General features: G+C 31.6%; 16 protein-coding genes. 10 read left to right on the forward strand and 6 right to left on the reverse strand.

What is annotated here, in order from left to right; genetic code table 11:
- The first annotated feature begins 15 nt into the window (after window positions 1–15).
- Together capA and capB are read left to right on the forward strand one after the other, a co-directional pair.
- Window positions 16–1,056, forward strand: coding sequence for a cysteate synthase (capA, locus tag AC2D6V_RS12765; RefSeq protein ID WP_484648587.1), 1,041 nt, complete (start codon window positions 16–18; stop codon window positions 1,054–1,056).
- Window positions 1,057–1,316: 260 nt separating this feature from the next.
- Window positions 1,317–2,576 carry a cysteate-C-fatty acyltransferase gene (capB, locus tag AC2D6V_RS12770; RefSeq protein WP_484648588.1) on the forward strand — a complete coding sequence of 420 codons (1,260 nt, stop codon included), beginning with the start codon at window positions 1,317–1,319 and terminating at the stop codon, window positions 2,574–2,576.
- Between the two features lie 57 nt (window positions 2,577–2,633).
- Here capB and AC2D6V_RS12775 read toward each other — a convergent pair whose 3' ends face one another.
- Both AC2D6V_RS12775 and AC2D6V_RS12780 read right to left on the reverse strand, forming a co-directional pair.
- Complete coding sequence (locus tag AC2D6V_RS12775; protein ID WP_484648589.1) at window positions 2,634–3,755, reverse strand: GTP cyclohydrolase; 1,122 nt, start codon at window positions 3,753–3,755, stop codon at window positions 2,634–2,636.
- A gap of 24 nt (window positions 3,756–3,779) precedes the next feature.
- Entirely contained in the window at window positions 3,780–4,799 is a 1,020-nt protein-coding gene (locus AC2D6V_RS12780) for a transporter (RefSeq protein ID WP_484648590.1), read from the reverse strand.
- Window positions 4,800–4,968: 169 nt separating this feature from the next.
- On the opposite strand from AC2D6V_RS12780, the gene AC2D6V_RS12785 reads away from it, so the two are divergent.
- The 4 genes from AC2D6V_RS12785 (at window position 4,969) to AC2D6V_RS12800 (ending at window position 10,469) form a co-directional block, all read left to right on the forward strand.
- A complete protein-coding gene (locus tag AC2D6V_RS12785; protein WP_484648591.1) occupies window positions 4,969–5,229 on the forward strand; it encodes a DUF4834 family protein in 261 nt (86 codons plus the stop codon).
- A gap of 78 nt (window positions 5,230–5,307) precedes the next feature.
- Window positions 5,308–7,743, forward strand: coding sequence for a hypothetical protein (locus AC2D6V_RS12790; RefSeq protein WP_484648592.1), 2,436 nt, complete (start codon window positions 5,308–5,310; stop codon window positions 7,741–7,743).
- Window positions 7,736–9,013, forward strand: coding sequence for a glycosyltransferase (locus AC2D6V_RS12795; protein ID WP_484648593.1), 1,278 nt, complete (start codon window positions 7,736–7,738; stop codon window positions 9,011–9,013). Before AC2D6V_RS12790 ends, AC2D6V_RS12795 begins: the two co-directional genes overlap by 8 nt.
- A gap of 1 nt (window position 9,014) precedes the next feature.
- Window positions 9,015–10,469, forward strand: coding sequence for an oligosaccharide flippase family protein (locus AC2D6V_RS12800; protein ID WP_484648594.1), 1,455 nt, complete (start codon window positions 9,015–9,017; stop codon window positions 10,467–10,469).
- 80 nt (window positions 10,470–10,549) lie between these two features.
- On the opposite strand, the gene AC2D6V_RS12805 is transcribed toward AC2D6V_RS12800, so the two are convergent.
- Together AC2D6V_RS12805 and AC2D6V_RS12810 are read right to left on the reverse strand one after the other, a co-directional pair.
- Window positions 10,550–11,848: a hypothetical protein gene (locus tag AC2D6V_RS12805; protein WP_484648595.1), complete on the reverse strand. Its 1,299-nt coding sequence runs from the start codon at window positions 11,846–11,848 to the stop codon at window positions 10,550–10,552.
- A 384-nt stretch (window positions 11,849–12,232) separates the two neighbouring features.
- The gene (locus AC2D6V_RS12810; RefSeq protein WP_484648596.1) at window positions 12,233–12,943 is read right to left on the reverse strand and encodes a hypothetical protein; all 711 of its coding nucleotides are present in this window, start codon (window positions 12,941–12,943) and stop codon (window positions 12,233–12,235) included.
- A 339-nt stretch (window positions 12,944–13,282) separates the two neighbouring features.
- Between AC2D6V_RS12810 and AC2D6V_RS12815 the strand changes: the two genes are divergently transcribed.
- Window positions 13,283–14,359: a DUF3667 domain-containing protein gene (locus AC2D6V_RS12815; RefSeq protein ID WP_484648597.1), complete on the forward strand. Its 1,077-nt coding sequence runs from the start codon at window positions 13,283–13,285 to the stop codon at window positions 14,357–14,359.
- Window positions 14,360–14,374: 15 nt separating this feature from the next.
- Here AC2D6V_RS12815 and uvrA read toward each other — a convergent pair whose 3' ends face one another.
- Window positions 14,375–17,158: an excinuclease ABC subunit UvrA gene (gene uvrA / locus AC2D6V_RS12820; protein ID WP_484648598.1), complete on the reverse strand. Its 2,784-nt coding sequence runs from the start codon at window positions 17,156–17,158 to the stop codon at window positions 14,375–14,377.
- Window positions 17,159–17,396: 238 nt separating this feature from the next.
- Between uvrA and AC2D6V_RS12825 the strand changes: the two genes are divergently transcribed.
- Both AC2D6V_RS12825 and AC2D6V_RS12830 read left to right on the forward strand, forming a co-directional pair.
- Window positions 17,397–17,981: an RNA polymerase sigma factor gene (locus tag AC2D6V_RS12825; RefSeq protein ID WP_484648599.1), complete on the forward strand. Its 585-nt coding sequence runs from the start codon at window positions 17,397–17,399 to the stop codon at window positions 17,979–17,981.
- A gap of 56 nt (window positions 17,982–18,037) precedes the next feature.
- Window positions 18,038–18,187, forward strand: coding sequence for a hypothetical protein (locus AC2D6V_RS12830; RefSeq protein WP_484648600.1), 150 nt, complete (start codon window positions 18,038–18,040; stop codon window positions 18,185–18,187).
- A gap of 22 nt (window positions 18,188–18,209) precedes the next feature.
- Here the strand turns inward: AC2D6V_RS12830 and AC2D6V_RS12835 are convergent, their stop codons facing one another.
- Entirely contained in the window at window positions 18,210–18,872 is a 663-nt protein-coding gene (locus AC2D6V_RS12835; protein WP_484648601.1) for an endonuclease III domain-containing protein, read from the reverse strand.
- Window positions 18,873–18,908: 36 nt separating this feature from the next.
- Here AC2D6V_RS12835 and bcp point away from each other — a divergent pair, with 36 nt between their 5' ends.
- A complete protein-coding gene (bcp, locus tag AC2D6V_RS12840) occupies window positions 18,909–19,361 on the forward strand; it encodes a thioredoxin-dependent thiol peroxidase (protein ID WP_484648602.1) in 453 nt (150 codons plus the stop codon).
- Window positions 19,362–19,379: the final 18 nt, after the last annotated feature.

A 19,379-nucleotide genomic window follows, 5' to 3' on the forward strand; every position in this document is an offset into this window, starting at 1 on the left:
CTTTAAAAAGCACATATGAAGCACAAAAATCAAGTATTTGATAATGTCTTAGAATTAGTGGGTCAAACACCTCTTATTCGACTTAATAGACTAACCGCAGATTATAAAGGAGATTACCTAGCAAAAGTGGAATCTTTTAACCCAGGTAATTCGTCAAAAGACAGAATAGCACTTTACATTATTGAGCAAGCTGAAAAGCAAGGTATTTTAAAACCTGGCGATACTATTATTGAGACTACCTCTGGAAACACGGGGTTTAGTATAGCAATGGTAAGTATTATCAAGGGTTATGACTGTATTTTGGCTGTAAGCTCAAAATCATCAGCAGATAAAATAGATATGCTTAAAACCATGGGAGCCAAGGTTTATGTTTGTCCTGCCCATGTTAGTGCAGACGATCCGAGATCTTATTACCAGGTAGCAAAGCGCTTGCATGAGGAAACAAAAGGATCTATTTATATCAACCAATATTTTAATCAACTTAATATTGATGCACATTACCACAGTACAGGTCCTGAAATATGGAATCAAACTGAAGGTAGTATAACACATCTTATTGCGTGTAGTGGTACTGGAGGAACTATTTCTGGCACAGCTAAATATTTAAAAGAGCAAAACCCAGATATCAAAGTTATAGGAGTAGATGCTTTTGGTTCTGTAATCAAAAAATATCACGAGACTAGAGAATTTGATGAAAAGGAGATTTATCCATACCGAATTGAAGGCTTGGGTAAAAACCTTATCCCATCTGCAACCGATTTCGACCTTATTGATAAATTTATCAAAGTTACAGATGAAGAAAGTGCACATTCGGCACGTGAGATAGTTAAAAATGAAGGATTGTTCGTAGGATATACATCAGGGGCTGTAATGCAAGCTGTTAAGCAGCTAAATGAGCAAGGTGAATTTAAAAAAGGAGATAATATTGTTGTTATATTTCCAGATCACGGTTCTAGATACATGAGCAAAGTTTACAGTGATAAATGGATGAACGAACAAGGATTCTTTGATAGTGTTCATGAAGAAGCTGCAGAAAAGATACAATACATTAAATAATAAATAATATCTACTTAAAAAAGAGATGAGTTTTGTTGTTTTAGCAAAAAGTCATCTCTTTTTTTATTTAATTACTAATTGGGTATTAAAAAATTATGCTCAAACAATATAAATATTTAATTTTGCACAACTAACTAAGCATTAACTAATAGCTTTATTGAAATTTCAAAAACGAACTTTGGTGTTTTTTTATGATATTTTGAAGCGTTTAGAAATTGGTGGTTATATCATAAATTTAATAGCGATAAGATTTATAATAAATGAAAGATTTATTTGATAAAATTTATAAAGACAAAGGACCATTAGGGAAATGGGCATCTCAGGCTGAAGGATATTTTGTTTTTCCAAAATTAGAAGGAGAAATTTCTAATCGTATGAAGTTTCAAGGAAAAGATGTTATTACATGGAGTATAAATGATTACTTAGGTTTAGCAAATCATCCTGAAGTTCGTAAGGTAGATGCTGAAGCTGCAGCTCAATATGGTTCGGCTTATCCAATGGGAGCAAGAATGATGTCTGGCCATACAGATTTACATGAAAAACTTCAGAATGAATTAGCGGCTTTTGTTAATAAAGAAGCTTCCTATTTATTGAATTTTGGTTATCAAGGCATGGTGTCTACTATTGATGCCTTAGTTTCTAAAGATGATATTATAGTATACGACGTTGATGCGCATGCATGTATTATCGATGGTGTTCGTTTACATATGGGAAAACGCTTTACCTATAAGCACAATAATGTTGAAAGCTTAGAGAAGAATTTAGAGCGCGCTACTAAAATGGCAGAGCAAACAGGCGGTGGGATTTTAGTAATTTCTGAAGGTGTCTTTGGAATGCGAGGAGAGCAAGGTCGCTTAAAAGAAATAGTTGAACTTAAAAAGAAATTTAAATTCAGGTTATTTGTTGATGATGCTCATGGATTTGGAACCTTAGGTGCAACTGGAGCAGGTGCAGGAGAAGAGCAAGGGGTACAAGATGATATTGATGTGTACTTTGCAACATTCGCAAAATCTATGGCAAGTACTGGTGCATTTATTGCTGCGGATCAAGAAATTATAGATTATTTAAAATATAATTTGCGTTCTCAGATGTTTGCTAAATCGTTACAAATGCAACTAGTAGTTGGTGCATTAAAACGTTTGGAAATGTTGAAAACAATGCCAGAATTAAAGCAAAACCTTTGGACTATAGTTGATGCATTACAATCAGGATTAAAATCGCGTGGTTTTGATATTGGTACTACACAAAGTTGTGTTACACCAGTATATTTAAAAGGTAGTATTCCTGAAGCCATGGCTTTGGTTAGAGACTTACGTGAGAATTACGGAATATTCTGTTCTATAGTTGTTTACCCTGTAATACCTAAAGGATTAATTTTACTAAGAATGATTCCAACTGCAACGCATACATTAAAAGATGTTGAAGAGACCTTAGATGCTTTTGATGCTATTAGAGAACGCTTACAAAATGGTACATACAAGCGTTTATCTGCTGCTGTTTTAGCAGCAATGGGTGAGTAGAAGTTATAAAACTTGATATTGCATAAAAAAATCCAATTCTTAAAGAATTGGATTTTTTTATGCAATATCTTTCCTAAAAGTGCATCGCTTTTTAAGAATTACAGGATTGAAATTCTTCCAGATTTTATTTATAGCAACATTGTCTGCTAATTCCGGTGTACGAATACACTCAACAATTCCTTTTTCACTAAAAGTATTATGGAATTCGTTAAAAATTATTGCGTGTACACCTTTTTGCTGATATTCTGGGTGTACACCAATTAAATAAAAAGTTACTTTTTTACTATGCTTTTTTGAGTGTAATAAATGCTTAATGCCAAAAGGGAAAAGTTTTCCCTTCATTTTTTGTAAGGCTTCAGCATAAGATGGCATTACTATACCAAATGCCACTAATTCGTCATGCTCATCTACAACAAACTTTATATATTCTGGGTTAATAAACCCTAAAAATTTCTTTTTAAAATATTCTTTTTGTATATCAGTAATAGCAACAAATGATGATAAAGATGAATAACTTTCATTAAACAAGTCAAACATTCTATCGGCGTAGGGCATGACTTCTTTTGTTTTTTTAAAGTAAAGAGCTTTTAGCTTATAACGCTTTTTAATTATTTCTTGAATTCTAGCAAAACTCTCTCTCTTTATATCGGTAAAAGCGTGTTTATGTTCTAAATATTCTTTTTCTACGGTATATCCTAGTTTATTGAAATGTGATACATAATAAGGATGGTTGTACCAAGTAATCATGGTTCCAATATGGTTAAAACCATAGGTCAAAATACCAACTTTGTCTAAATTAGAAAAGCCAACGGGACCTTCTATATACTCAAGGTTATTCTTTTTTCCTATCTCTAAAACTTTGCTGAGAAGGGTTTTGGATACTTCAATATCATCAATAACATCAAACCACCCAAAACGCATTTTTAGTTGTTTTTGGTCTTTAACTTCTAGCCAATTAATAATAGCAGCAATTCTCCCAACTACTTCCTTTCCTTTAAAAGCTAGGAATAATCTAGCTTCGGCATCATTAAAAACGGGGTTTTCTTTTTTGCTAAATGTTTTTATTTCCTGATTAATAATAGGAGGGACCCAATATTTAGAATCTTTATATAGTCTAAAAGGAAACTTTACGAATGTTTTTAAGTCTTTTTTTGTATGTACTTCTTTTAGTGTTATCATATAAAAATGATAGATTTTGATTTTTTAGTTATCGTCAAAATCTGTGTCTTTTCTTTGTTGTTTCTTTTTCGAATCTGAATCAGAATTCTTTTTCTTTTTGTTTTTATTGCGTCTTGCTTGGCGTTTGCCTTCCTCTTTAGCAGAGCCACCATTATCTATATCTTCATTTTCTTTGTCTTTATGAAAATCGAATCTATATGAAGCCCCAAAATTCACACTAAAAACAGACGGTGTATCCTTGGTATTAAAAGTTAAAGCGGTGTCTAGTTGAAAATCTTTACCCCATAAATAAGCACCACCAAATCGCAATAGATTATCGGCGTAAAAATCGCTTTTAATACCTTGAGTCTCTCCAAATATCACCCATTTTGGATTAAATGAATGTGTCAATGTTATAATATATTGAAAATCGGATTGATCTGTTCCAATTCTATCTTTTATTAAATTGAGTACCAATACCCATCCTCCTGCAAAATTATTTTGAGAAGCAATCATTACTTTTGGACTAAAGCCTTCTATTGCTGGTGCTGTATACGGGTTGTTCTTAGTATCAAAATTAGCACCAACAAAAACGGACACCGCTGGAATTAAAGATTTCCATTTAAACCTGTGGTTTGCATGATAACTGTATAAATTAGGCTTGTCTTCTTCAGAATTCTTATAAGGATCAAAAACCAAGTATTTAGCACCAACTGTTAAAAATTTAAAATTAGCACGATCTTCTTCAAATGGAATACTTGAGAAGAAAGTTTTTGTGTCATTTTGGTAGGTGCCTTCAATGTTTAATTCTAATTCTTCAAAAAATAATCCGTATCGTGCTGAAAAATCAACACCATATCCAGATACCTCGTTTCTTAATGCTGGCGTACGTTCTTCATTAATTATATACGGTCCAACTTCAAATTGTAAAACATTTGTGCCAACAGAAAAAGCACTACGTGAAACACCCGGTCTATTTGAGTTTATAACGTCGGTGTATTGACTAAAAGAAAGGGCTGATATTAAACTAAAAAAAAGTATGCAAGTAGATTTGATAGGCTTCATAGTTAGGAATTTAGATAGAATCTCAATTTGATTTTTAGCGTATTTTGTTAACTGGTTTCGATTAAGGGTTCTCAAATATAGATATTTTATAGTTTTTTTATCATTTATGAACGTTTTTTAAATCTATAGAATTGTATTTTTGTGATTAATTATAAATTAAAATTTAATTATGGGTTTATTAAGAACCATATTTATAATTGTTGTTGTTTGGTATTTATTCAAAGTGTTGGGTAGAATATTTGCACCATTTTTAATAAAGTTTGCTGCAAAAAAAGCGGAACAGCGATTCGGAGATCAATTTGGTCAATTTCAAAAGCAACAACAAGAAACTTCAAAAAAACCAGGAGAAGTAACCATTGATAAAATGCCAAACGCTAAAACTTCAAATAAAGATGTTGGCGATTATGTGGATTACGAAGAAATTGAGTAGTTATAATTTATACTTTCAATTTATGTAATTCTTGAAAATTATAACTATTTTTCACAATCATTGTTTTAATACCTTTTCATGCAGTTTTCAATTAAAAGAATCCTACCTCACGTCTTAGTTATACTAGGATTTATAATAATCTCTCTCGCTTATTTCAGTCCTGTTTTAAAAGGAAAGAAGATTTTCCAGAGTGATATTATGCAATATATTGGGATGTCTAAACAGCAAACCGATTTTAAAGCTGCTAATGGAGAAGAAACTTATTGGACAAACAGTGCTTTTGGAGGTATGCCAACGTATCAATTAGGAGCAAAATATCCACATAATTATATAAAAAAGCTTGATTTAACGCTGCGCTTCTTACCAAGACCAGCAGATTATCTGTTTTTATACTTAATTGGTTTTTATATTCTATTGTTAGTATTAAAAGTGGATTTTAAACTAGCAACTCTTGGGGCTCTGGCGTTTGGTTTTTCTACCTATTTAATCATTATTCTTGGAGTAGGGCATAACAGTAAAGCGCATGCTATAGCATATATGCCTTTGGTTTTAAGCGGTATTTTATTGACATTTCAAAGAAAGTATATTTTAGGATTTTCACTAACTGTCGTAGCTATGGGACTTGAATTGGTTGCTAACCATTTTCAAATGACTTATTATTTGATGTTACTGGTAATTATATTAGGTGTTGCTTATTTGATTGATGCTTACAGAAAGAAGTTACTGAGGCATTATTTTAAAACGGTTGGTATTTTATCTGTTGCCGTAATTTTAGCTATAGCTTTAAATGCTACTGGTATTATGGCAACACAGGAATATGCTAAAGAAAGTTCGCGTGGTAAAAGTGAATTAGCAATTAATCCTGATGGATCTTCAAAAGAAATTACTTCTGGTTTAGATAAAGAATATATAACACAATATAGCTACGGAATTTTAGAGTCGATAAATCTTTTTATTCCAAGATTTATGGGAGGTGGTAATGGTGAAAATGTTGGAAAAGACTCTAATACATATGAAGCATTTAGAAAACTGGGGGCTACCCCAAGTCAAGCTTTACAGGAATCGAAAAGAGCACCATTGTATTGGGGAAACCAGCCAATTGTTGAAGCACCTGCTTATGTCGGTGCCGTAGTCTTGTTTTTATTTGTTTTTGGGTTGTTTTTAGTAAAAGGACGTTTAAAATGGTGGTTAGTAGGTGGTACAGTGTTATCGTTATTATTATCCTTTGGTAAAAACGAACCTTTTGCTTTTTTAACTGATGTATTTATAGATTATTTTCCGCTATATAATAAGTTTAGAGCCATAACATCAATACAAGTTATTTTAGAACTATGTATTCCTGTTTTAGCCATATTTGGATTGGTAAGATTATTTAATGATTTTGAGAAGCAAGATGAAAAGTTAAAAGCTTTAAAATATTCAGCTATTATAACGGGTGGGTTGGCACTTCTTTTACTTCTTTTTAAGTCTTCATTCGATTTTGTGGGTATTAATGATGGTTTTTACCGTCAAAACTATGGTCAAGCTTTTATGGACGCTATTAAGGCAGATAGAAAATCAGTTTTCACTTCAGACACTATTAGGACTTTAGTTTTAGTTTTGGCTGCTGCTGCTGCTATCTATATGTTTTTAAAAGCAAAGCTAAAAGAGAAATGGTTAATACTTGTTTTAGGCGTATTGATTTTGTTTGATTTAGTAGGTGTAGATAGACGTTATGTCAATAATGATGATTTTGTTTCAGCGATTCAAGTAAGTAAACCATATTCACCTAATATAGCAGATAGTGATATAAAAAAGGATACATCGCATTTTAGAGTATTCGATATCGTTTCATCTGGAGCGCGGGCTTCTTATTTCCATAATTCTTTAAATGGTTATCACGCGGCTAAATTGAGACGTTATGAGGATGTGTTCGATTTTTATGTAGCAAAAAACAACATTAATGTGCTCAATATGCTTAACACCAAGTATATTATTGTACAAGATGAAAAAGGGCAACCTATGGCTTATTCAAATGAAGAAGCAAATGGTAATGCGTGGTTTATAAGAGAATTAGAAAGAGTTGCTTCTGCAAACGAAGAAATTAAAGCACTAGATAGTTTAGATAATAAGAATAAGGCTGTTTATACAGCTCCAATCCTGACAAAGCAACGAGAATATAGTAATAAGTTTATTGTAGATTCATTAGCAACTATTAACCTCAAGGAGGTTGCTCCAAATTATTTAAAATATGAATCAAGTAATTTGAATGATGGAGTTGGTGTATTCTCTGAAGTGTATTATGGCAATGGTTGGAAATCTTTTATTGATGGTAAGGTAGTAGATCATATGCGAGTTAATTATACATTGCGTGGTATGGAAGTTCCTGCTGGAAATCATACTATTGAGTTTAAATTTGATCCAGATGTTGTTAAAACCGGTAGTAAAATAGCATTAGCCAGTTCCATTTTATTTGGGTTTTTACTATTAGGTGGCTTGTATTACGAGTTTAAAAAAAGAAACGAAAGTGCGTAAAAAAGCACTCATAATAACATATTATTGGCCTCCTGCTGGAGGTCCAGGTGTACAGCGTTGGTTAAAGTTTGTGAAGTATTTACCAGATTTTAATATTGAGCCAATTGTTTATATACCAGAAAACCCTAATTATTCTATTGTCGATTCAAGTTTGTTGGAAGAAGTTTCAGATGATCTTCAAATTATTAAGCGACCAATAAAAGAGCCTTATAAATTAGCAAACTTATTTTCTAAAAAATCAACAAAAGCCATTAGTAAAGGGATTATTCCTGAAGGTAAAAAACAAAGCTTTCTTGAACAATTTATGCTATATATACGTGGTAACTTTTTTATTCCAGATGCTAGGAAAAATTGGATAAAGCCATCTATAGCTTATTTAACGAAATACATCGCTGATAATAATATTGAAACTATTGTTACAACAGGGCCACCACATAGTTTGCATCTTATAGGTTTAGAACTCAAGGAAAGGTTAGGACTGAAATGGTTGGCAGATTTTAGAGATCCTTGGACTACCATAGGCTATCATAAAGAACTAAAACTTACTAAAAGGTCTCGTAAAAAACATAAAGTATTAGAAAGTAAAGTTTTAAATAATGCAGATCATGTGATTACCACAAGTTTTACAACTAGTAAAGAATTTAAAAAAATAACTAAAACCCCAATTACCGTTATAACAAATGGATATGATAAGGAAAGTGTTACTGATTTGGAAATGGATTCGAAATTTACACTAGCACATATTGGGTCTTTATTGTCACAAAGAAATCCTTTGAATTTATGGAAAGCATTGTCTGAATTAATAAAAGAAAATGATGATTTCGCTAAAGATTTTCAGTTAAACCTAATTGGTTTGGTAAGTGATGAAGTTATAAATACCATTCAATATTTCGGATTAAGTAAATATTTTGATAAAATAGGATATGTTTCACATATAGAGGCTATTGCATATCAAAAAAAATCACAAGTTCTATTGCTTATTGAAATTAATTCTGAAGAAACAAAGTGTATTATTCCGGGAAAACTCTTTGAATATATGGTCTCCAATCGTCCTATAATTTCATTGGGACCAGAAGGTTCTGATGTGGAAAAAATCATTAAAGAAACCAATACGGGCAATTACTTTTTATATGATGATTTCGACGTTTTAAAAAACACTATATTAAAGCATTATAAAGCTTTTAAAATGGGGCAATTACAATCACATCCCATTGGATTACAAAAATATAGTAGAAAGGAATTAACAAAATTGTTAGCAGAGTTAATTTAATATGGGTATTGTTCTATCACAGTCTATAAAAAATACATTTACAACGTATGTGGGCTTTGTTATTGGCGGGATTAATGTATTATTTCTGTTTACAAATTTTGTAAGTGATGACTATTTTGGACTTATACAGTACATATTCTCTACAGCGGCTATAATGATGCCACTTATGGCCTTTGGTGTTCATAACACTATTATCAAATTTTATTCTTCATTTAAAACACGACAATTACAGAATAGCTTTTTAACACTTATGCTTATATTACCTTTGTGTATTGCTCTCCCTGTTGGATTTCTTGGATATTTATCCTATGAGTCTATAAGCTTCTGGCTTACTCAAGAAAATGACATTATTCAAAATTATATTTGGTTAATCTTTTTGTCTGCTCTTTTATTTGCCTATTTCGAAGTTTTCTATGCATGGAGTAAGGTACAGATGCACAGCGTGTTTGGGAACTTTATGAAAGAAATATTTCATAGAATATGTACAACAATATTATTGTTTTGCCTGTATTTGGAATTTATTAATGTAAACCAACTTATTTATAGTCTTGTTGGTGTTTACGGGCTTCGTATGGTAATTATGGCTTTGTATGCCTTCAGTTTAAAGGTGCCAATTTTAAGATTTAATAGAATTGCTAATATTCATGATATTTTAAAATATTCAGCATTAATAATCATTGCGGGTTCGGTTGCCAATGTTATTTTGGAAATTGATAAGTTCATGATTGGACATTATATCCAAATTGAAAACGTTGCCTACTATGCTGTCGCAATTTATATTGCTAGTGTTATAGGCGTGCCTTCTCGGGCGATGCATCAAATAACAAGCCCTATAACAGCAAAGCTTCTTAATGATAATGACAAAGAAGAATTAAAAATATTATACCAAAAAAGTTCACTGAGTTTATTTATAATAAGTGGTTTAATTTTTCTGCTTATTGTTTTAAATATTTCAGAATTATATCATTTAATTCCTGAAAAATTTAGAGGTGGTATTGTGGTGGTGTTTTTAATTGGTATTGCGAAATTATCTGATAATTTATTAGGCAATAATAACGCCATCCTTTTTAATAGTGATTATTATAAAATGGTACTTCTGTTAGGATTTGGCTTGGTAATTTTAACCATTGCCTTGAATATTGTGTTTATTCCTAAATATGGTGTTGTTGGAGCCGCTTATGCAACTTTCATTGCTGTGATAATCTATAATATTACTAAGATATTATTTGTAAATTTTCTATTTAAAATAATGCCTTTTACAAGTAGTACATTTAAAACATTGGTACTTATAGTTGTGTGTTTTGCAATTTTCTACTATTGGAACTTTCCGTTTAATCCAGTGGTTAATATTATATTGAAGTCAATCTTAATTTCAATTTTTTATGGTTTTATAGTGCACCATTTGAGACTTTCCGAAGATGTATCTATGTTAATTAAAAAGATTCTAAGACGCTAAATTTTTAAAAAGAGAAAACCCCACGAATTTGCTTTGAGGCAAACTTATCGCGGGGCTTTCCAACTAACCAACCAAAACGGTTATGATCTTCTTCTTGAAGCAGATCTTGTATTGTTATTAGAAGAACTTCTACTTTGTGTCGCTCTAGATTTATTTTGCGAAGATCTAGAAACTGATCTTTGAGTCGTTCTAGGCTTACTTTGCGAACTTCTATTAGCTACTTGAGCTGTTCTTCTAGTAGTGCTGTTTCTATTATATGTACGCGTATTATTGCTCTTTGGTTTTTGAGTAACAGAATTATTTCTAGATTTTGTTACTGTATTGTTTCTCGTTCTTGTATTATTAACGCTTTCTCTAACTCTTTTAGTATTATTAGTAGGCGTATTACTTCTTGTTGCGTTTCGGTTAACGCTACTATTACTAGGTCTTGAATTTCGAGTTACAACATTTCTATTAGAGCTATTATTTTTAGTAGTATTACGATTAACAGTATTACTATTTCTTCTTGAATCACGACTCGCAATTTGAGAATTTGTATTTCTTGAAGTTCTACTAGCCACAGATGTATTATTACGACTCGTTGTTCTATTTATAGATGTATTATCACGTCTAGAACTTGTATTAGTACTCGCGTAACTTCTTCTCGAAGATGCTTGTCTATTAACCTGAGTTCTGTTTCTAGTACTTCTATTTACAGTAGCATAACGAGAATTTCTAGCGATAGAATGCCCACGTCTACTAGCAACCGATGTTCTTGGTCTATAGTTATTATAAAAAGGTCTGTTGTAAACATAGCGCACAGGGCTGTAGTATTGTCTGTAAGGTCTATTGTAAACAACACAGTAGTTGAAAGCAGGAATGCTATAGTAAGCATGCCATGGTCTGTAAACATAATGTCTGTTATAAATATTTATAAAACCAGTATAGTGTGAAAATCTGTTATAACTGTTATAGTGTAAATATAATCCACCAACACGCGATACATAGCCAAAGTTGTTATAATGTATATTCACATTTCCAGCTTGAGAAATACGCCCGTAATAATCGTAAAAAATAGGTGTGTTTTCTATTTGAATAACTGCACCAAACTCATCGTATTGCACATACCCGTTATAATCGTATCCCGAATTAAAACTAATGCTTACGTTAGGCGAACCTATTGAAACATTTACATTAGAATTAGTATAGCGCTGAATATTAAAATCGAATTGCCCATCTCGGAAAATCGAAAATTCAATACCACCTTCTACAAATATGTATGAATTGTTATAACCACCAAATGTTATAGATGTTGAATTAACATAACTGTTATCTGTGTCTGCATTAACGGTAAATCCTGTAAGGAGTAAACCAGCTAATAAAAAGGCTATTTTTTTCATGTTTGTAAAATTTAATGTGTGAATACGATTTACTAATTACAAACAGCGTGCCAAAAAACGAGAGACCTATCTAATCTGCTGAAAATCAATAAAAAAAATAGTTTATAAGTTTTTATGAAAAATGTTGTTAAGAGCATAAGGAGTTATGCTTATACTATTTAAAATATAAATAGTAGTAAGAAAAATTATGAAGCTGGGCTTATGATGTATACGCATAAACCTTCAATGATAAAATTTAAAAAAGGTGTGGATGAATTTATAGATCAAACTTCTAATTAATACTTGAATTTTATGATTATTAAAGTTTAATAAAATGACTGATATAAAAAAATCTCGAAGTTTTTGTCTTCGAGATTTTTTTATTTATAAATGAGTCAAAATAAATTAACGTTTATTTTTCTTGTGCTTTTTCACTTTACCATTTTTCTTGTAGTAGTAATAGTTGTCATCACGGTGGTTATCATATCTATCGTTATCATATTGTCTATCTCTATGGTTTCCAAAATCATGAGTCATATTGCAAGAGCTTATGCCACAAACATTGCAAAAATCATCTTGGTAACGGTTAACTTGTCCTTTAAGGTTTACAATTTCACCCCAATGGTTGTAGTTTACACGTAAACCACCAACTTGTCTCAAAGTACCATTTCTACCACGCCCATAGTCTATAAATACAGAACCAACTCTAGTTATTTTTCCGCGTCTGTCATAATTTAAAAACACGTTTCCAATACGTCTAACCTGTCCAGATCTATCTCTAGAAATATACACGCCGTTGTTTCTGTGATTTGTGTAGCCAACATTGGTATTTGGTCCTCTATAACTAACATTCACATTTTTTCGCTTGGATCTATTAGATTTGTAGTATGTACCATCATTATAATATGGGTCATAATTATTGGTGTTAAAATCGAAACTTCCATCTGGAAAAATTAGAAACTCAACACCACGCTCCATAAAAATTATAGGTTGTGCAAAGCGATCAAAATTTTTGTTTTTTTTATGATGATCTGCATCATGATTCTTGTGGTTTGTTGCTGATACAACTGTTAATCCCATTAACAGCATTGTAAATAAAAGTAATCTTTTCTTCATAGTTCTAGGATTTAAATTATTAATATCGAATTTTTTGTCTCCCTTTGATTATCGAGATATTTAGCTTTTCGGTTTTCGCCATATGACAAGAGAATTTCAATATGCGTGCCAAAAAAATATTCTACAAGCTGAGTTAACGTAATATTAACGCAATGAGTATATTTAAAAAACTGATTTACAGTTTTTTATGATTGAATCAATTTTTTAATCTATTTTTTTAGCTTTTAGCTAGAGTTAACCAAGACTCTCACTGAACCATAATTTTTTTTGAAGTTAGTAGCTATTAATTTTCAATATGTTTCAACTAAAATTATTACTTTTATAGAAACCAACCATCTAATGTCTAAAAATTTAGAAACTTGCAAAAATTGTGAACAGCAATTTGAAAAAAAATTTAATTTCTGCCCATATTGTGGACAACAAGCAAAAGAAGACCTAACCGTTAGTGTCTTATTTTATAACACAATAAGTAATTACTTTTCATTTGATGCTAAGTTTTTTAAGAGTTTTTTCCCGTTGTTGTTTAGACCTGGCTTTTTGCCAAACAAGTTTATTCAAGGAAAACGGTTATTGTATTTACACCCAGCTCAATTATATCTTTTTATATCCGTTATTTTTTTCTTTTTGTTAACGACACTTGTTGTTAGAGATCAGGTTAAAACTATAGACTCGGCTTTAAAGAAATCACTTGATAAGCCTATTGTATCTGACAGCTCAGAAGTGAATTTAGAAAAAGTACTAGATTCAATTAAACTAGATAGCGTTTTAGCTCCATTGCAAGAAAAGGGAATACCTGGAATAAATGTTGAAGAATTAAAGCAGTTAGATTCTTTAGTGAAGCGCAACACGGTAAAAAGTAAAAACATAAAACCTACGTTTGATTTTAATACAAAAAAGGTAGATTCGTTAATTGCAATAAAAACACCTGATAATGAGATATATATGGCTATGGGAATGGAGAAAGATGCAAGGTATTTTACTAGAAAATTTTATGAGCAAGGTCTTAAATTTTATAAACAGCGAGATGGTGGACAAGTAATTCAAGCAGCTTATGATACTATTCCTATTTCTTTGTTTATTTTACTACCCATCTTTGCTTTAATTTTAAAGTTATTATTTTTTAAACGAGGTTCTTATGCTTATCATTTAGTGTTCAGTTTTTATTTTTATTCATTTTTATTTACTGTTTTTAGTATTATACTTATTATGAACTACTTTTTTGATATTCCATATTGGATTGATTTGTTGCTAGTATTATCAACCTTTTTTTACTTGTTTATTGGAGTAAAGAGGTTTTATAAACAAGGTTGGTTTGTGAGCTTTTTTAAGACCAGCTTAGCTACTTTTGTGTATTTTAGTTTTGTTATACCAATAGCTTTGGGTTTGATATTTTTGATAGGGTTTTTGTTTTATTAACAGTAAAATTATTGCTTAAAGTTTTTCTTTTAAATACTTTCCTGTTTCTGAAGCTTTAACTTTAATTATATCTTCAGGAGTTCCTGAAGCTACTAGGTTGCCGCCATATTCACCTCCAGAAGGGCCAAGGTCTATAATATAATCAGCACATTTAATAAGATCGATATTATGCTCCACAACAATTATAGAATGACCTTTATTAATTAAAGCATTAAATGATTTTAAAAGTTTCTTAATATCATGAAAATGTAATCCAGTAGTAGGTTCATCAAAAATAAACAGAGCCTTATCTTTATTATTGCCTTTGCCTAAAAAGGAAGCCAATTTAATGCGCTGTGCTTCTCCGCCTGAAAGTGTAGAAGAGCTTTGCCCCAATGTAACATAGCCTAGTCCTACATCTTGCAAAGGTTGTAACTTGTTTTTAATTTTTGTCTGGTCGTTTGCCTCAAAAAAAGTGATAGCATCATCGATAGTAAGGTTTAAGATATCATCAATACTTTTTTTAGCAAATTTCACTTCCAGAACTTCTTTTTTAAAGCGTTTACCTTTACATGTTTCACATTCTAAATGCACATCTGCCATAAATTGCATTTCAATGGTTACTTCACCTTCACCTTTACAAGTCTCACAACGACCTCCATCTACATTAAAAGAAAAGTGCTTCGCTTGATAATTTCTTAGATTGCTTAACTTCTGCTTAGCGTATAAGGCTCGAATATCATCATAGGCTTTTATATAGGTTACAGGATTAGACCTTGAAGAGCGCCCTATAGGATTCTGATCTACAAATTCTATATGTTTTATATTAGAAAAATCGCCTTCAAGAGCCGTGAATTGTCCTGGTTTATCACCAAAATCAGTTAACTTTTTTTGTAATGCGGGATATAGAATTTTTTTTACAAGCGTACTTTTTCCACTACCAGAAACCCCTGTTACTACTGTAAGCATCCCCAAAGGAAAATGGACATCGATATTTTTTAAATTGTTTTCTCTAGCACCTTTTATATCAACAAAGTATTTAGATTCTCTACGTGTCTCGGGGATTTCTATAGAGAGAGTTTCGTTTAAATATTGTGCTGTCAATGAATTTGAAGCTAAAATATCATCATAAGTTCCAGATGCAACCACATGCCCGCCTAAAGTTCCTGCTTCTGGCCCAATATCAATAATGTTATTGGCGGCTTTCATAATGTCTTCATCATGTTCAACAACAATAACCGTATTGCCTAAATCTCGTAAAGATTTTAATACGGAAATTAGGCGTTCAGTATCTTTTGGGTGTAGGCCAATACTGGGTTCGTCTAAAATATACATAGAGCCTACCAAACTACTCCCTAGAGATGTTGCCAAATTGATGCGCTGGCTTTCGCCACCAGATAATGTATTAGATTTTCTGTTTAAAGTCAAATAGTTTAAACCTACATTGGCAAGAAAAGATAATCTGTTGTTAATTTCCTTTACTAGGCGTTTAGAAATCGTAGTATCATAATCATTCAATTCTAACTTATTAAAGAAGTTTGATAACTTATCAAGTGGCATTTCAACCAATTCTGTTAATGTGGTATTGCCAACTTTTACATAATTTGATTCAACTCTTAAGCGTTTCCCATTACAAGTTTTGCATTTGGTTTTTCCACGATAGCGAGATAACATGACCCGATTTTGAATTTTATAAGCCTTCGATTCTAGTTCCGCGAAAAATGAGTTAAGACCTTCAAAATATTGATTTCCGTCCCAAATAAGCTGTTTTTGAGAATTTGATAATTCGAAATAAGGTTTGTGAATTGGAAAATCGAACTTATGCGAATTATTAACTAATTGGTCTTTATACCAACTCATGCTTTCACCACGCCAAGGAAAAATAGCACTTTCATAAACGGATAGTCCAGTGTTTGGAATAACTAAATCTTCATCAATTCCAATGATATCGCCATAGCCTTCACATTTAGGACAGGCACCATAAGGGTTATTAAAACTAAATAAATGAATATTGGGTTCTAAAAAAGTAATGCCATCTAGTTCAAATTTATTGCTAAAAAGGCGTTGATTATTATCGCTTAGTGTTTCTATAATGCACGATCCTTTGCCTTCGAAAAACGCTGTTTGAATAGCATCTGCTAAGCGGTTTAAAAAATCCTCATCTTTTTTTGTAATAATTCGATCGACGACTAGCAGAAGATCATCTTTTTTAGATATTGTTTCGGCCTCATCAAGTCTCAAAACGGTGTCATTTACTTTTATTCTAGCATATCCTTGTTGCTGTAATGCCTTTAGTTTATCTTCTATGCTACGACCTTCTTCTATATGAATAGGAGCAAGAAGGAGTAGTTTTTCTCTTTCTGGAAATGTTTTTAAATAGTTTAAAACATCTGTGACAGTATCTTTTTTCACTTCAAGTCCAGAAGCAGGTGAGTAGGTCTTTCCTATTCTAGCAAATAGTAGTTTTAGATAATCATAAATTTCTGTAGTTGTGCCAACAGTAGAACGAGGATTTGTAGAATTTACTTTTTGCTCTATTGCAATTGCAGGCGCAATACCTTTTATATAATCAACCTTAGGTTTATTTAGCCTTCCTAAGAATTGACGAGCATAACTGGAAAGGCTTTCAACATAGCGTCTTTGCCCTTCTGCATAAAGCGTATCGAAGGCCAAACTAGATTTCCCAGAACCAGATAATCCAGTTATAACTACCAACTTATTCCTTGGTATCACCACATCAATATTTTTAAGATTGTGCAATTTTGCACCTTTTATGATGATATTTTGCTTTGGATCTACTTGGGAAATATTAGTATTCATAAGAGTTTAAAGGAAATAATTTTGCAAAGATACTACAAGTATTTCATCTGATAAAACGAAGTTTAATTCTAAAAAACAATAAAAAAAAGTGTTAAATTTTGTTTTTTAGGAATGATTGTTGTTATATTTGATTCACTATTAATCACTTAAATTACACTTGCCTATAGCATAGTATTACTTTTAAACTGTTAAACCCCAAGCAAAGAAGCTCTCTTCTATGCGTTAAAAGTAATAGATTATGCAACACGAAATTATTTCAGATGCTACGTTAGTTAGTAACTATATTGATGGTAATGAAGGCGCTTTAGAAATTCTTATCACAAGACACAAGCAAAAAATTTATAGTTTTATTTATTCGAAAGTTTATGATAGAGATGTCGCTGAAGACATTTTTCAAGATACTTTTATTAAAGTAATACGCACTTTAAAACGTCGAGCTTATAATGAAGAAGGTAAGTTTTTACCGTGGGTAATGAGAATATCACACAATCTAGTTATTGATTTTTTTAGAAAAAATAATAGGATGCCAAAATTTGATAATAGTGGTGATTTTAGCATTTTCTCGGTATTAAGTGATAATGATTTGAATGCTGAAAAGCGAATTATAAAAGAACAAGTAGAGAATGATGTGAGACGTTTAGTTGATGAATTACCAGAAGACCAAAAAGAAGTGCTCTTAATGCGTATTTATAAGGACATGAGTTTTAAAGAAATATCAGAAAGAACAGGGGTTAGTATTAATACAGCATTAGGCCGTATGCGCTATGCTCTTATTAACTTAAGAAAGATAATCGATAAGCATAATATCGTTTTAACGAATTGATACAATAAAGTAAATTTTGCTGCGTTATTTAACCAAATAACCCTTTAATTAATAAAATGGCAAAACTTTACTCTGAAAAAAAATCTGTTAAAACATTAAACGAACTTGAACCGAGCGAGGAAACGGTTAACTTTCTTCTTAATTATTCTAAGGCTTTAAGTGTTATAAATTGTAATAAAATGAAGTTTGAAGCGCTTCTAAACTAAGTTTTCAAAAGTCCTGATTTAGTCATCGGGACTTTTTTGTTTTATTATACTCATGAATTACCGATTGTCTACCAATAGTTTTGGTGATAATATCTTTTTCTAAATTCCAACCTCTTGCGGGGGAATACTGTCTACCATACCATATAATTTGAAGATGTAAGTCGTTCCATAATTCTTTTGGAAATAAACGCTTAGCATCTTTTTCTGTTTGTTTCACATTTTTTCCATTGCTTAAATTCCAACGATACATAAGTCTATGGATATGAGTATCTACTGGAAATGCAGAAATTCCAAACGCTTGAGATAAAACAACAGCTGCAGTTTTATGACCAACAGCAGGCAGAGCTTCCAATTCCTGATAAGTTTTAGGGACTTTGCCATTATGCTTATCAATTAAAATATGAGACAAACCGTATATACCTTTACTTTTCATAGGAGATAAACCAACAGGCTTTATAATAGCTCTTATGTCTTCTATAGAAAGTTTTATCATGTCATACGGATTATCTGCTTTTTCAAATAGGAGCGGTGTTATTTGGTTCACTCTAACGTCAGTACTTTGTGCAGACATTAATACCGCAATAAGAAGGGTGTATGGGTCTTTATGATCTAAAGGGATTGGAATTGTTGGATAGAGTTCTTTTAACGTATTTATAACGAAATTAACTTTATCTTCTTTAGTCATTAAATTGTATTTTTGTTAAAAATCAAAGTTAAGACTATGAATACACTAAAACAAGGTGATGTTGTACCGAATTTCACTTCAAAAGACGAACAAGGAAATAAAGTCTCATTAAGTGATTATAAAGGAAAAAAGCTGGTTGTGTTTTTCTATCCTAAGGCTAATACACCTGGGTGTACACTAGAGGCATGTAATTTGAGAGATAATTATAAAGTGCTAAGGGATGCTGGTTACGAGCTTTTAGGAGTGAGTGCTGATTCTGAAAAAAAACAATCTAATTTTAAAAATAAGTTTAAATTTCCGTTTCCGCTTTTAGCCGATGAGGATAAGACAGTGATTAATACATTTGGTGTTTGGGGGCTTAAAAAGTTTATGGGTAGAGAATATGATGGTATTCATAGAAAAACGTTCTTAATTGATGAAAATGGTGTTGTAGAGCGTGTTATTGATAAGGTTAAGACTAAAGATCACGCAGCGCAAATTTTAGCGTAAAAAAAGCGATTATTTTTT

Source organism: Algibacter sp. YIN40 (assembly GCF_057219435.1).

Excerpts from the sequence above, each read along its gene's own strand:
- capA (WP_484648587.1), top strand. The coding sequence starts at position 16 with ATGAAGCACAAAAATCAAGTATTTGATAATGTCTTAGAATTAGTGGGT.
- capB (WP_484648588.1), top strand. The coding sequence starts at position 1,317 with ATGAAAGATTTATTTGATAAAATTTATAAAGACAAAGGACCATTAGGG.
- AC2D6V_RS12775 (WP_484648589.1), bottom strand. The coding sequence starts at position 3,755 with ATGATAACACTAAAAGAAGTACATACAAAAAAAGACTTAAAAACATTC.
- AC2D6V_RS12780 (WP_484648590.1), bottom strand. The coding sequence starts at position 4,799 with ATGAAGCCTATCAAATCTACTTGCATACTTTTTTTTAGTTTAATATCA.
- AC2D6V_RS12785 (WP_484648591.1), top strand. The coding sequence starts at position 4,969 with ATGGGTTTATTAAGAACCATATTTATAATTGTTGTTGTTTGGTATTTA.
- AC2D6V_RS12790 (WP_484648592.1), top strand. The coding sequence starts at position 5,308 with ATGCAGTTTTCAATTAAAAGAATCCTACCTCACGTCTTAGTTATACTA.
- AC2D6V_RS12800 (WP_484648594.1), top strand. The coding sequence starts at position 9,015 with ATGGGTATTGTTCTATCACAGTCTATAAAAAATACATTTACAACGTAT.
- AC2D6V_RS12805 (WP_484648595.1), bottom strand. The coding sequence starts at position 11,848 with ATGAAAAAAATAGCCTTTTTATTAGCTGGTTTACTCCTTACAGGATTT.
- AC2D6V_RS12810 (WP_484648596.1), bottom strand. The coding sequence starts at position 12,943 with ATGAAGAAAAGATTACTTTTATTTACAATGCTGTTAATGGGATTAACA.
- AC2D6V_RS12815 (WP_484648597.1), top strand. The coding sequence starts at position 13,283 with ATGTCTAAAAATTTAGAAACTTGCAAAAATTGTGAACAGCAATTTGAA.
- uvrA (WP_484648598.1), bottom strand. The coding sequence starts at position 17,158 with ATGAATACTAATATTTCCCAAGTAGATCCAAAGCAAAATATCATCATA.
- AC2D6V_RS12825 (WP_484648599.1), top strand. The coding sequence starts at position 17,397 with ATGCAACACGAAATTATTTCAGATGCTACGTTAGTTAGTAACTATATT.
- AC2D6V_RS12830 (WP_484648600.1), top strand. The coding sequence starts at position 18,038 with ATGGCAAAACTTTACTCTGAAAAAAAATCTGTTAAAACATTAAACGAA.
- AC2D6V_RS12835 (WP_484648601.1), bottom strand. The coding sequence starts at position 18,872 with ATGACTAAAGAAGATAAAGTTAATTTCGTTATAAATACGTTAAAAGAA.
- bcp (WP_484648602.1), top strand. The coding sequence starts at position 18,909 with ATGAATACACTAAAACAAGGTGATGTTGTACCGAATTTCACTTCAAAA.